Below are 12368 nucleotides of genomic sequence, written 5' to 3' on the forward strand. Positions count from 1 at the left end.
CGTGCGAGGAAGTCCCCTGGGGTCGCTTCATATCCGGGGGTCAGCATGCGCGAGTTGGTCGTCCTCGGCACGGCGAGCCAGGTGCCGACCAGACACCGCAACCACAACGGCTACCTGCTGCGCTGGGACGACGAGGTGATCCTTTTCGACCCGGGCGAGGGCACCCAGCGGCAGATGCTGCTGGCCGGCCTGCCGGTCACGCCGCTCAAGCGGATCTGCATCACCCACTTCCACGGCGACCACAGCCTCGGCCTGCCCGGCATTCTCCAGCGGATCTCGCTGGACCGCGTTCCGCACCCGGTCACGGTCCACTACCCCGCCGGCGGCCAGGCCTTCTTCGACCGCCTGCGCCACGCCACCAGCTATTGGGACAACGCCGAAATCGTGCCCGGCCCGGTCGGCGCGGGCTTCGCCGTGGAGACCTCCGCCGGGCGCCTCACCGCGCTGCCACTGCGGCATTCGATCGAGACGTACGGGTATCGGCTCGTGGAACCGGACGCCAGGCGGATGCTGCCCGAGCTCCTGGCCCGGCACGGCATCAGCGGGCCGGCTGTCGGCGAGTTGCAGCGCACCGGCCGTTTCGGTGACGTCACCCTGGAGCAGGTCAGTACCGTGCGTACCGGCCAGCGGTTCGCCTTCGTGATGGACACCGGCCTGTGTGACAGCGTGTACGCACTGGCCGAAGGCGTGGACATGCTCGTTATCGAGTCCACGTTCCTGGCCGAGGACGCCGCGATGGCCGAGCAGGTGGGTCACCTGACGGCCGGGCAGGCGGCGGCGGTGGCGCGCGCTTCAGGCGTACGGAAGCTGGTTCTGACTCATTTCTCGCAGCGTTACCAGGACGCTGAGCGCTTCCTCGACGAGGCTCGCAAGGAGTTCGACGGTCCGATTGTGATCGCTGAGGACCTCCTCCGCGTGCCGCTGCCGGCTCGCAGGCCGGCTCCCTGATCGAAGGCGGACGGGCCACGACGGGCTACGGTCGAAGCATGACCGTGTCTCTTCGCCCGGCGACAGCTGACGACCAGGCCGGGGTGGGTGCGCTGCACCACCGCTCACGCGCCGCCGCCTATGCGGACCAGCTCGACGACCCCGGATCCTTCGCCGCTCGCGGCCCGGAGATGTTCGTCGAGTGGTGGGTGGAACGGTGGAAGTGGGAGCAGGAGACCCACCGGATGATCGTCGCCGAGGACGCCGGTGAGCTGATCGGTTTCAGCTACATCGGGCCGAGCGAGACGGCCGGCGCCGCGGAGCTCTATGCCATTCACCTGGACCCGGACCGGATCGGTACGGGTGTGGGGCGCCTGCTCATGATCCGCGCGCTGGAGGAGCTGGCCGATTGCGGTGCCGGGCGCGCGGTGCTGTGGGTGCTGGAGGGCAACAAGGTGGCGCGCCGCTTCTACGAACGCGGCGGCTGGACCCCGGACGGCGCTACCCGGGTGGCCCCGATCAACGATCAGCCGCTCCCGCAGGTGCGTTACTGCCACCCGCTCTGATCAGAAGCGGGCGCACCACGCGGAACGCCCGCCGCGGGGGGATGCGACGGGCGTTCCGTGGTGGGGGTTGCTGCTGGTTGGGCGGGAGTACGCAACCGAGTGAATGCGGGGGAACCTGTAGTCACGCACTCCCGCCCACCGCCCCGCCCGAACCGGTGCGCCTGGCCGGAGGCGCGGATCGGCGGAGGCGTGCCGATCCGGATAACCAGTTCAAGGGCGGGTCTGGGCGCGGGATGCCGAAGCGCTGGCGGGGCGCTCCGGCGTCACCGCCGGGTGACGTCAGCCGGGCCGGGAAGCCGCTGCTTGCCGGGGGACGGTCAAGCTGTTTTCGGCGACGTCATGGTCGTCAGGTCAGTCGAAGTACCTCCACTGCGGGTCGTTATGTCCGGGCGCCCCGTCGTGATATCCGGGTGCCGAGGTGTCCAGGCCGTACTGACGGCCGGGCAGGGTCCGCATGCTGTTCACGTCGTGCCGCAGCGTCCAGGCTTCACGCCACGGGCGCCGTGCCACCGCGTCGGCACGTTCGGCCAGCCTGCGGGCCGAACAGGGCCAGCGCCATCCACACCAGACACAGTCGCCACTCGTGCTCGCCGCCGTATGGCGGCTGAGCATCTGCTGCGCGTCCCGCCACAGCAGGCGGTCCACGATGTCGGCGGGCGCCGCCTCATCGACGTCGACCATCCCCTACCCCTTCGTCCTGGAGTGGCTCATAGCTCCGTCACGACACATACAACAGCAGCGGACCATCGGCCGGTCGGACTGTCTGTGCGACTGCGGCGACGGACCGTGACCGGCCGCTGTTCGCCGTCGGCGGACGCCGTTCGGGCATCGACGCCGCTCAGCAAGCGGTTGACTGTCACATGGACACCGAAGAATCCGAGGCGCTCGACGCCTACAGCAGGGTGGTCACCGGCGTCGCCGCTCGCCTGCTGCCCTCGGTGGCCGCCCTCACGGTCCGGTCGCCACGGGGTGGAGCCGGCTCGGCGGTCACCTTCACCGACGACGGTTTTCTGCTCACCAACGCACATGTGGTCGCCGGGGCCACCGACGGCTCGGCGGCCTTCGCCGACGGCACCGAGACACCGTTCGAGGTGGTGGGCGCGGACGCGCTCTCCGACCTCGCCGTGGTCCGGGTACAGCGACCGGGCGCACCGGCGGCGCCGCTCGGTGACGCCGACGGGCTGCGGATCGGCCAGCTGGTGGTGGCTGTCGGGAACCCGATGGGCCTGGCCGGTTCGGTGACCGCCGGAGTCGTGTCAGGGCTGGGACGGTCACTGCCCGCCCGGGACGGCAGGCGGCTGCGCATCATCGACAACGTCATCCAGACCGACGCCGCCCTCAACCCGGGTAACTCCGGAGGGGCGCTCGCCGACTCGTCCGGCACGGTCGTGGGGATCAACACGGCGGTCGCGGGGTACGGGCTCGGACTCGCGGTGCCGGTCAACGCCACTACCCGTTCGATCATCGGGGAGCTGGTGGCCAGTGGGCGGGTGCGGCGGGCTTGGCTGGGAGTCGCCGGCGTACCGGTGCCCTTGCCGCCTGTTCTCGCTGCCCGGCTCGGCCAGAAGCAGGGTCTGCGGGTGGTGGAGGTGGTGCCGGGGAGCCCGGCTGGTCTCGCCGGGATCTATCTCGGCGACATCCTGGTCAGCGCGGGTGGTGGGCCGGTGCAGACGGTGCAGGCCCTGCAGCGGCTGATGCTGGGTCCGGCGATCGGTGTCGACCTGCCGGTCACCCTGCTCCGCCGCAACGCCCTGGTGGACGTGGTAGCCCTACCCGCCGAACTCAACTGACGCCCACGCCCCAGCGCGATCTTGTGGGCATCCACCCCAACGGCGCAGCGGAAGCCCACAAGATCGCGAAGCAGTGGAGCGGGTACCTCAGGACAGGTGGTTGAGTAGGTCCTGCCGGGTGAGCACCCCCGCGGGCTTCCCATCCACCAGCACCATCGCGGCATCCGACTTCTCCAGCAGCACGACCGCCTCCGCCACCGGCTCTCCCCCGCCGATCATCGGCAGCGGCTCGCTCATGTGCCGCTCGATCGTGTCGTGCAGATGGGCCTGCCCCGTGAACAGCGCATCCAGCAGCGCCTTCTCCGCGATCGACCCCGCCACCTCACCGGTCACCACGGGCGGCTCAGCCTTGAGGACCGGGAGCTGACTGACCCCGTACTCCCGCATGTAGTCGATCGCGTCACGCACCGTCTCGGTCGGGTGGACGTGGATCAGGGGCGGAATCTCCGCACCCTTGCGGGCCAGGGCGTCCGCCACCGTCGGCGTGCCCTCCTGGGTACGCAGGAACCCGTACCGTGCCATCCATTTGTCGTTGAAGATCTTCGACAGGTAACCGCGCCCGCCGTCCGGAAGAAGAACCACGATCACGTCGTCCGGACCGGCCTTACGGGCCACTTCGAGCGCCGCCACCACGGCCATCCCGCAGGAACCGCCCACGAGCAGGCCCTCCTCACGGGCCAGCCGGCGGGTCATCTCGAACGAGTCGGAGTCGCTGACCTCGATGACCTCGTCGGTGACGTCACGGTCGTACGCGGTCGGCCAGAAGTCCTCGCCGACACCCTCCACCAGGTACGGCCGGCCGGTGCCGCCCGAGTACACCGAGCCTTCCGGGTCCGCTCCGATGACCCGGACCGGCCCCTGCTCCTTGAGGTACCGCCCGACGCCGCTGATCGTGCCGCCGGTACCGACGCCCGCCACGAAGTGGGTGATCTTCCCGCCGGTCTGGTCCCAGAGCTCGGGCCCGGTCTGCTCGTAGTGGGAACGCGGGTTGGCCGGGTTGCTGTACTGATCGGGTTTCCAGGCGCCCGGGATGTCCCGGGTCAGCTGGGCCGAGACGTTGTAGTAGGAACGCGGGTCCTCCGGCGCGACGGCGGTCGGGCAGACCACCACCTCCGCGCCGTACGCCCGCATGACGTTCTGCTTGTCCTCGCTGACCTTGTCGGGGCAGACGAAAACGCATTTGTATCCGCGCCGCTGTGCCACGAGGGCCAGTCCGACACCGGTGTTGCCGCTGGTCGGCTCAACGATCGTCCCGCCCGGCTTGAGCAGGCCCGCCTTCTCGGCGTCCTCCACCATCCGCAGCGCGATCCGGTCCTTGACCGAGCCACCCGGGTTCATGTACTCGACCTTGGCCAGCACGGTCGCGCTGATGCCATCGGTCACACTGTTCAGCCGGACCAGCGGGGTGTTGCCGATCATCTCGACTACATTGTCGTAATAGCGCACGCTTTACTTTACGACCAGGTGGCCGTTGGTCCGTTCCCACTCCAGGAACCGGTCGGTTTCGGCGAGCATCGCGCCGGCGAGCCAGGTCACCATGACGGCATCGTCGATCAGCCCGACGACCCAGAGGAGCGCCTCCGGAACCGCGTCGATCGGTGACACCACATAGACGGTCGCGGCCGTCATCAGCGCCAGCCGCATCCCGCCGTCATACTCACCGCGAGTGGTGGCGCCGATCATCCGGGGCAGCGCCGCCAGCCGCTTGCCGAGCGACGGTCCTCCCCTGGAGCCGGCCGTCAATGCCCGGCTGAGTGCTGTGAACGCCGCCGCACGTTTCAACGTCTTGGCCATCTTTGTTCCCCTCTCCGCCACTCCAGCATGACTTGGGTACGCCAGAATTGCCTCTCGCCGACGCGAGATACCCCCTCGCCAACGCGAGTTAGCCTCGAATACCCACCGGATGGTTCCCTTCGAGTGACGGCGAGGAAGACAGCGAGGGAGACTGTGAGCACCATCGACTGGACAAGCGCGACGGCACGGATCCGGGATCTCTCCGACGAGGACCGGCACCGGATCAAGGCTGCCGGCCGGGTCGCCGGGCAGGTGACCGGGACGGTCGCCGGGCTGGCCGCGCTCTCGGCCGGTCTGCTGATGCGCCAGGCGGCCGAGGCGCGCCGGGTCATCCCGATGGCCGAGGCACCCCCGCCCCGCGGTGACGGGCTCTACGGGGCCAAGTTCGCCGGCAGGACGCTCACCCTGGTGATCCTCGGCGACTCGTCGGCCGCCGGGTACGGCGTGCACCGCCCCCGCGAGACACCCGGGGCGCTCTTCGCCACCGGCATCTCCCGCCGCCTGCGCCGCCCGGTGCGCCTGCACCGGCTGGCCGTGGTCGGGGTCGTCTCCGCCGGCCTGCCCTATCAGGTGGACGCCGCCCTGGAGTACTCACCGGACATCGCGGTGATCCTGATCGGCGGCAACGACGTCACGCACGCGTCGGCGCGGAACTCCGCCGTCGGCCACCTGGCGGACACCGTGCGCAGGTTGCGTGCCGCCGGCTGCCGCGTGGTGGTCGGCACCTGCCCGGACATCGGCGCGATCAAGCCGATCAAGCCGCCGCTGCGCTGGCTGGCCCGGCGGTGGAGCCGGCAGCTCGCCGCCGCGCAGACCGTCGCCGTGGTCGAGGCCGGCGGGCGGACCGTCTCCCTCGGCAACCTGCTCGGCCCGATGTTCGAGGCGGACCCGGTGCGGATGTTCAGCTCGGATCGTTTCCACCCCTCCGCGGAGGGGTACGCACGGGTTGCGGCCGTGATGATGCCGACCGTGCTTGCCGCCCTCGGCGAGGACGATCGGACCGCGGCGCCGGTCACCGAGGGGCTCCGTACCCTGCCCGAGGCGGCCGACGAGGCGGTCCGAGCACCGGGCACCGAGGTCAGCCCGACCCGGGTCGACGGTCGCGATCGCGGCCCGGCCGGGCGGTGGGCTCAACTGCGCCGGCATCCATGGTTCGGCGAGCCCCGGCACTGGTTCCACACCAAGCCGGCCACGACAATTCCCGGCGGTCTCCCGCCGGACGGCGCCGTAGGGTATACCCCAGAGGATCATCAAGTCGGCTGATGCGGGGAGGCGGGATCATGGCCGGACTGCCGGAACGACTGAGCAAGGCCGCGGCCACGAGCCTGCTGGCCGGTGCGGTGGGCGGTGCCGCCCTGCTCGCCGGCGAGCTGCTCGCCGCCAAGGCCCGCCGCTACGCGAAGCCCACCATGGGCCTGGCACTGCGCACCTCGATGGGCCCGGCGTCCGCGCCGCCGCTGCGCCTGGTGCTGCTCGGCGACTCGGCCGCGGTCGGCGTCGGCGTGGAGTGGCTCTCCGACACCGTGGGCGGCCAGCTGGCGCGCCTGCTCGCCGACGGCTCCGCCGACTCCGGCCAGCGGCACGTCCTGCTCTCCAGCGTCGGCGTGGCCGGTTCCCGCTCCAGCGACCTGGCCACCCAGGTGGCCCGGGCGCTGCTCGGCGACAGTCCCGACGTCGCGGTGGTGCTGATCGGGTCGTATGACGCGGCGTCCGGCCGCAGTCCGGAAGACTCGGCGGCCCATCTCGGACAGGCCGTGCGGCGGCTGCGCTCGGCGGGCGTCCAGGTCGTCGTCGGTACCTGCCCGGACCTCGCGGCGTCCCGGTCGCTGGCGCCGCCGCTGCGGCAGATCGCCGGCCTGATCGGCCGCCGCATGGCGAAGGCCCAGGCCAAGGCGGTCACCGAGGCCGGCGGTGTGGTCGTGGACCTGGCGGCGGAGACCGGAGCCGTGTTCCGGGCCGACGCCGGAACGCTCTGCTACGACGGTTTCCACCCCTCCGCCGACGGCTATCGGGTGTGGGCACACGCCCTGTTCCCCGCGGTCGCGAAGGCAGCGATGCAGGGCGTCTGAGTAGAGGCGCCGGAGCACCAGTGACATGGCGTACCGAAAAGCGTGTGACAAATCTGCACTTCCGACCATGTTACCGGTAAGTAAACTGGGGCCATGCCGGAAGCTGTCATCGTCGCCACTGCCCGCTCCCCCATCGGACGCGCCCACAAGGGATCGCTGAAGGATCTGCGTCCCGACGATCTCGCCACCATGATCGTCGACGCCGCCCTGAACAAGGTGCCGCAGCTCGACCGCACCCTCATCGAGGATCTCTACCTCGGCTGCGGTCTGCCCGGCGGCGAGCAGGGCTTCAACCAGGCCCGCGTGATCGCCACCAAGCTGGGCCTGGACGGCCTGCCCGGTGCCACGATCACCCGGTACTGCTCGTCCTCGCTGCAGACCACCCGCATGGCGTTCCACGCGATCAAGGCCGGCGAGGGCGACATCTTCGTCTCCGCCGGGGTCGAGACCGTCTCCCGCTTCGCCCGCGGCAGCTCCGACGGCCTGCCCTCGGCAGCGCAGGAGCTGGTCGGCGGCGGCTGGCAGAATCCGTACTTCGACGAGGCCCAAGCCCGTACCGCGTCGTTCGCCCAGGGCGGCAAGACCTGGCACGACCCGCGCGAGGACGGCGCCGTCCCCGACATCTACGTCACCATGGGCCAGACCGCGGAAAACCTCGCCCAGCTCAAGAACGTCTCCCGCGAGGAGATGGACGAGTTCGGCGTCCGCAGCCAGAACCTCGCCGAGAAGGCCATCGCGAACGGCTTCTGGGACCGCGAGATCACCCCGGTCACCCTCCCCGACGGCACCGTCGTGTCGAAGGACGACGGCCCCCGCCCCGGCGTCAGCCTCGAGGCGGTCTCGCAGCTCAAGCCGGTCTTCCGCCCCGACGGCCGGGTCACCGCCGGCAACTGCTGCCCGCTCAACGACGGCGCCGCCGCGGTCGTCATCATGAGCGACACGAAGGCCCGCGAGCTCGGCATCACGCCCCTCGCCCGCATCCTCTCCACCGGCGTCACGGCCCTCTCGCCGGAGATCATGGGTTACGGCCCCGTCGAGGCCTCCAAGCAGGCCCTCCAGCGCGCCGGCCTGACCATCGGCGACGTCGACCTCGTCGAGATCAACGAAGCCTTCGCCGCACAGGTCATCCCGTCCTACAAGGACCTCGGCATCCCCCTGGACAAGCTCAACGTCAACGGCGGCGCGATCGCCATCGGTCACCCCTTCGGCATGACCGGCGCGCGCATCACCGGCACCCTGCTCAACTCCCTCGACTGGCACGACAAGACCATCGGCCTCGAAACCATGTGCGTCGGCGGCGGCCAGGGCATGGCAATGGTCCTGGAGCGCATCTGATCCTTCCGCTTGCCCGCCACGAGATCCGCTCGCCTCGCCACGAGATCCGCTCGCGTCGCTACGAGATCCGCTCGCCTCGCCACGGGATCCGCTCGCCTCGCCACGGGATCAAGATCAAGAGCTTGATCTCGTAGCGGGGTGGTGGGTGCGGACCGCCGCTCCCGCCGAGGACCCGGCGACCCGAGCCGGCCGCTGGCGCGTCCGGACCGCTCGGCCCACCGGGCGGCCTGCGTAAGTGGTCGCGCTCGATCTACACTGCTCCCCACATCGACAAACGTCTTCTTGAGGCGGCGGAGTGCGAATGACCTGGCGTGGAGCCTGCGGACGGCTTCAGGTAGCTGCCTCCACCGCTCTGGTGGCGGCGTCCACGGCTCTGGTGGCGGCGTCCACGGCTCTGGTGGCGGCGTCCACGGCTCTGGTGGCGGCGTCCACGGCTCTGGTGCTCGCGGGTGGAGCGGTCCCCGCACACGCCGCCGCGGTGCCGGAAAGCGCGCTGTTGCGGGTGCAGATGGACGCCGGCGGCCCCTACGGTGGCGTGGTCACCACGCGCTTCTGGCTCATCCAGGAGACGCAGGGTGGCGGCCTCCTGGACCAGGAGACAGCCGCCGCTGCCGGGCTGGCGAAGGTCGAGTTGCTTGCGGACGGCGAGGTGGTCGGCACCGCGTCCGGTGACACGTGGACAGCCACGTGGGACACCCGTTCCCACCCGGAGGGAACGGTGCGGTTGACCACGCGGTCCTACGACGAGCAGGGGCGAACGTGGGACGAGGTGATCGACGGCTGGGTCGACCACACCGCGCCCACGTTGCGCGTCTACCAGAACGGGTTCATCAGGGCCGGCGGTGAGATCGCCGTGGAGGCCGCGGACGAGTTCCGCATCAGGCAGGTGCAGCTGCTGTCCGGCGACCGTGTGATCGAGTCCACCGGCGCCTCGGTGACCTTCCTGCACTGGGACCCCGCGGCGGCCGAGGGACCGGCCTCGCTCACCGTCCGTGCCTTCGACACTGCCCGCAACATGACCGAGTACCGGCGGACGATCCTGGTGGACAACACCCGCCCGGTCGTCACTGTCGCCCCGGCCGCCGGAGCCTATCTGCGGGGCATCGTCCCGATAACGGTCACCAGCGTGCGTGACGCCTCGGGAATCGGCCTGTTCGACATCTTCGTCGACAGCACCAACGTCGACTCCGTGACCAAGGCGCCGTGGCGAGGCCGGGTCGACACCAGTTTTCTGGCGGACGGCCGGCACACGCTGCGGTGGTGGGTCGCCGACCGGGCCGGCAACGTCACCGACGTCCGGCGCCCTATCACGATCGACAACCGAAGGCCCACCGTGTCCTTCGGAAAGGCACCGAAGAACAGGGCCCGGGTGACGAAGCGTGTCACCGTCACCGCGAAGGCCGCCGACCGCTTCGGCGTCGCCAGGGTGCAGCTGCTGGTCAACGGCAAGGCCGTCGCGACCGACACCAGGTCCACTTACAAATTCACCCTCAACCCGAAGAAGTACGGCAAGAAGTTCACGGTCCGCCTCCGTGCCTACGACCGCGCCGGGAACGTCAAGTACACGACCACGCGCACCTATCGGCGCTAGAGCCCGCTCCGGGCCGGGCCGGGCCGCTCCGGGCCGGGCCGCTCCGGGCTCCGGGCCGGTCGCGCTCAGACCGGCGCGCTCAGGTCGGCTCGGGGGTGCGGCGGCGGCCCAGGGCGGCGATCACACCCATAGCTGCCAGGGCCACCACACCCACCCATCGCGGCGAGCCACCGACGATATAGAGCAGGTGGTCGTAGAACATGTCCTGCCAGGTCTGGCCGCCCGGACGGCCCAGCAGCCGGCCGAGCAGCAGGACCAGCATGACGATCACGGTCGGCCACGTGAGCATGCCGGCCAGCTGGGCGGCGGCCGACCCCTCCGCTGCACGGCGCCCGGCCCAGCCGGTGACCAGCCAGCCGACCAGGGCACCGAACACGGCGCCAGCGACGGCGACCCAGACCATCCAGGACGGCACCGCCCGGCCGACGGTGAACGCGGTGCCGCCGTCGTAGTAGAGCTTCAGCCCGCCGCGGACCGCACGCACCTCGGCCGCGGCCGGGTAGAGCGCGAAGCCGGGCGCCGAGGCGTCCGGGTGCTCGACGATCCGCCAACCCGCGGCCACCAGCCGGTCGGCCAAACCCGGCACCAGCGCACCGATGTCGCCCGGGCCGGCGGGATCAACCGCGTAGCCGGTCCCGCCGAACTCGACCCGCTCACCCTCCGGCCCCTCCAGGGGCGCCTCGATGACCGTGACCCCCGGAAAAACCGTCCGCTTGATCGCGTCGGCCTGCTCACCGGCCGGCAGCGGCGCGGCGAACTCCCAGCCGATCCGGGTGGCGCCGGCCGCGCCGAAGAGGCCGGCCAGCACCGACACCAGCACCGCGAGCACGACGATCCCCGGGTTGCCGGGGCGGCCCAGACCCGCCCGCAGGCCGCGCCACGACAGCCGTTTCGCGCGGTCCGCACGCACGGCGGAGCGCAACTCCGGCAGGGTCCAGGCGGCCGCCAGCAGATAGCGCAGGCGCACCGCCGGGCCGTGGGCCGCCAGGTCGGACAGGTCCGCGGCCCACTCGGCCCGCTGCCGCTCCCGGAATGCGGCGGGTAGCAGCCTCGCCAGCAGCGCCACGACGGCCCCGTCAGCGGTCACCACGCCAGCCGCCGCGAGCCGGTGCGGGCGCTGCGGCGCTTCTCGGCGGCCGCGACGGCCTCCTGGCCAGCGGTCACGCCGGCCGCGGTGAGCCGGTAGTAGCGACGGCGCGGGCGTCCCTCGACGTACACGTTCACCTCTTCCGCACGGCTGGAGAGCCAGCCGGCGGCCTCGAAGGCGACGAGGATCGGGTAGACGGTGCCGGGTTCGAGGCCGGCCTGCTGAGCGAGGTCGAGTCCGTACCGCTCCTGGGCGGGATCGTCGAGGAACGCCCGCAGCGCCAGCAGGCGCGGGGTCGTCATGCGCAGCGGACTCATGACGCGACCCTAGACCGCTATCCTTAGTTCTGCATAGGGTAGTCGCATGAAGATCCGTGCGATGACACCCGGGGACGAGGCGTTCGAGCAGGCGGCAACGTTGTTCGACGAGTACCGCGTGCACTACGGGGAGGTTTCCGACCCGCTGCGCACCCGGGAGTGGCTGGCGGAGCAGCTGACGGTGGGCCGGCTACGGATGGCCGTCGCCGCGGATGGGGCTCGGCTCGGCGGGCTGATCACCAGTGCTGTGCTGCCGGCGTCACTGCGGCTGGGTGCTGCGTGGTCCGTACGCGATCTGTTTGTTGCTCCTGACCATCGCCGTGCCGGAATCGCTCGCACGCTGCTGGATCATGTCGTAGCTGAGGCTCGCGCCGCGGGCGCACTTCGTGTGTCGCTGGTGACGGAGCCGGAGAACGGCCCGGCGCTGGGCCTCTATCGCGCGGCGGGCTTCCGCCCGGTGGAAGGCCTGGCGCACCTGAGCCTGACCCTCGGCAAGCGCTGAGGGCGGCTGACGGCCGATGTTCAGCTCAGGGCTGCGCGCACCCGGTCGACCTCAGCGGTTGCCCTGGTCAGGACGTCGTCGGAGGGGTCGGCGGCCAGGAGGTCGTCGGCGAGGACGCGGAGCTGGTCGGGCAGTACCAGGTGGTGCATCCGCGGAACCGGGCGGGACGGGCGGTGCTCGGCCTCGGCGCCCAGGTCGGCCAGCTGCTGGACCAGCGTGTGGACCATCTCGGCCCGGGTGCCGGTGCCGGAGGGGGCCGACCATCGGGTCTCCGCCCAGTGGTGGACCAGGGTGAGCAGGCGGTCGATCGAGGTCGCGAAGTCGGACACGGCGTAAAGGTACCCGGGGAGGGGGCAACGCCCCCGTCCGCGGCGGGCGGAGCGGGCGTTG

The 12368-nt window shown here is 71.0% G+C and carries 14 protein-coding genes; 8 read left to right on the plus strand and 6 right to left on the minus strand.

Annotated features, from left to right (window positions below; all coding sequences use genetic code 11):
* Window positions 1-45 precede the first annotated feature (45 nt).
* Both ACFQV6_RS22420 and ACFQV6_RS22425 read left to right on the plus strand, forming a co-directional pair.
* Complete coding sequence (locus ACFQV6_RS22420; RefSeq protein WP_378029495.1) at window positions 46-948, plus strand: ribonuclease Z; 903 nt, start codon at window positions 46-48, stop codon at window positions 946-948.
* A gap of 38 nt (window positions 949-986) precedes the next feature.
* Window positions 987-1493: a GNAT family N-acetyltransferase gene (locus ACFQV6_RS22425; protein ID WP_378029496.1), complete on the plus strand. Its 507-nt coding sequence runs from the start codon at window positions 987-989 to the stop codon at window positions 1491-1493.
* A 351-nt stretch (window positions 1494-1844) separates the two neighbouring features.
* On the opposite strand, the gene ACFQV6_RS22430 is transcribed toward ACFQV6_RS22425, so the two are convergent.
* Window positions 1845-2174 (minus strand): hypothetical protein, encoded by a 330-nt coding sequence (locus ACFQV6_RS22430; RefSeq protein WP_378029497.1) that lies wholly within the window; start codon window positions 2172-2174, stop codon window positions 1845-1847.
* Between the two features lie 179 nt (window positions 2175-2353).
* Here ACFQV6_RS22430 and ACFQV6_RS22435 point away from each other — a divergent pair, with 179 nt between their 5' ends.
* A complete protein-coding gene (locus ACFQV6_RS22435; protein ID WP_378029498.1) occupies window positions 2354-3283 on the plus strand; it encodes a S1C family serine protease in 930 nt (309 codons plus the stop codon).
* An 87-nt stretch (window positions 3284-3370) separates the two neighbouring features.
* Here the strand turns inward: ACFQV6_RS22435 and ACFQV6_RS22440 are convergent, their stop codons facing one another.
* Both ACFQV6_RS22440 and ACFQV6_RS22445 read right to left on the minus strand, forming a co-directional pair.
* The gene (locus ACFQV6_RS22440; RefSeq protein WP_378029499.1) at window positions 3371-4729 is read right to left on the minus strand and encodes a cystathionine beta-synthase; all 1359 of its coding nucleotides are present in this window, start codon (window positions 4727-4729) and stop codon (window positions 3371-3373) included.
* A 3-nt stretch (window positions 4730-4732) separates the two neighbouring features.
* Window positions 4733-5077: a YkvA family protein gene (locus ACFQV6_RS22445; protein WP_378029500.1), complete on the minus strand. Its 345-nt coding sequence runs from the start codon at window positions 5075-5077 to the stop codon at window positions 4733-4735.
* 162 nt (window positions 5078-5239) lie between these two features.
* Between ACFQV6_RS22445 and ACFQV6_RS22450 the strand changes: the two genes are divergently transcribed.
* The 4 genes from ACFQV6_RS22450 (at window position 5240) to ACFQV6_RS22465 (ending at window position 10072) form a co-directional block, all read left to right on the plus strand.
* Complete coding sequence (locus tag ACFQV6_RS22450) at window positions 5240-6340, plus strand: SGNH/GDSL hydrolase family protein (protein WP_378029542.1); 1101 nt, start codon at window positions 5240-5242, stop codon at window positions 6338-6340.
* A gap of 17 nt (window positions 6341-6357) precedes the next feature.
* The gene (locus ACFQV6_RS22455) at window positions 6358-7146 is read left to right on the plus strand and encodes an SGNH/GDSL hydrolase family protein (protein WP_378029501.1); all 789 of its coding nucleotides are present in this window, start codon (window positions 6358-6360) and stop codon (window positions 7144-7146) included.
* A 93-nt stretch (window positions 7147-7239) separates the two neighbouring features.
* Window positions 7240-8481, plus strand: coding sequence for an acetyl-CoA C-acetyltransferase (locus ACFQV6_RS22460; RefSeq protein ID WP_378029502.1), 1242 nt, complete (start codon window positions 7240-7242; stop codon window positions 8479-8481).
* 301 nt (window positions 8482-8782) lie between these two features.
* Entirely contained in the window at window positions 8783-10072 is a 1290-nt protein-coding gene (locus tag ACFQV6_RS22465; protein WP_378029503.1) for an Ig-like domain-containing protein, read from the plus strand.
* Window positions 10073-10151: 79 nt separating this feature from the next.
* On the opposite strand, the gene ACFQV6_RS22470 is transcribed toward ACFQV6_RS22465, so the two are convergent.
* Together ACFQV6_RS22470 and ACFQV6_RS22475 are read right to left on the minus strand one after the other, a co-directional pair.
* Window positions 10152-11159: a hypothetical protein gene (locus ACFQV6_RS22470; RefSeq protein WP_378029504.1), complete on the minus strand. Its 1008-nt coding sequence runs from the start codon at window positions 11157-11159 to the stop codon at window positions 10152-10154.
* Window positions 11156-11476: a PadR family transcriptional regulator gene (locus tag ACFQV6_RS22475; protein ID WP_378029505.1), complete on the minus strand. Its 321-nt coding sequence runs from the start codon at window positions 11474-11476 to the stop codon at window positions 11156-11158. Before ACFQV6_RS22475 ends, ACFQV6_RS22470 begins: the two co-directional genes overlap by 4 nt.
* Before the next feature lie 46 nt (window positions 11477-11522).
* Between ACFQV6_RS22475 and ACFQV6_RS22480 the strand changes: the two genes are divergently transcribed.
* Window positions 11523-11978, plus strand: a complete 456-nt coding sequence (locus ACFQV6_RS22480; RefSeq protein WP_378029506.1) for a GNAT family N-acetyltransferase — start codon at window positions 11523-11525, stop codon at window positions 11976-11978.
* Window positions 11979-11998: 20 nt separating this feature from the next.
* Here the strand turns inward: ACFQV6_RS22480 and ACFQV6_RS22485 are convergent, their stop codons facing one another.
* The gene (locus ACFQV6_RS22485; RefSeq protein ID WP_378029507.1) at window positions 11999-12307 is read right to left on the minus strand and encodes a hypothetical protein; all 309 of its coding nucleotides are present in this window, start codon (window positions 12305-12307) and stop codon (window positions 11999-12001) included.
* Between the last annotated feature and the right edge of the window lie 61 nt (window positions 12308-12368).

Origin of the sequence: Actinoplanes sp. GCM10030250 (genome assembly GCF_042666575.1) — a bacterium.
In the GTDB taxonomy this organism is placed as follows: domain Bacteria; phylum Actinomycetota; class Actinomycetes; order Mycobacteriales; family Micromonosporaceae; genus Actinoplanes.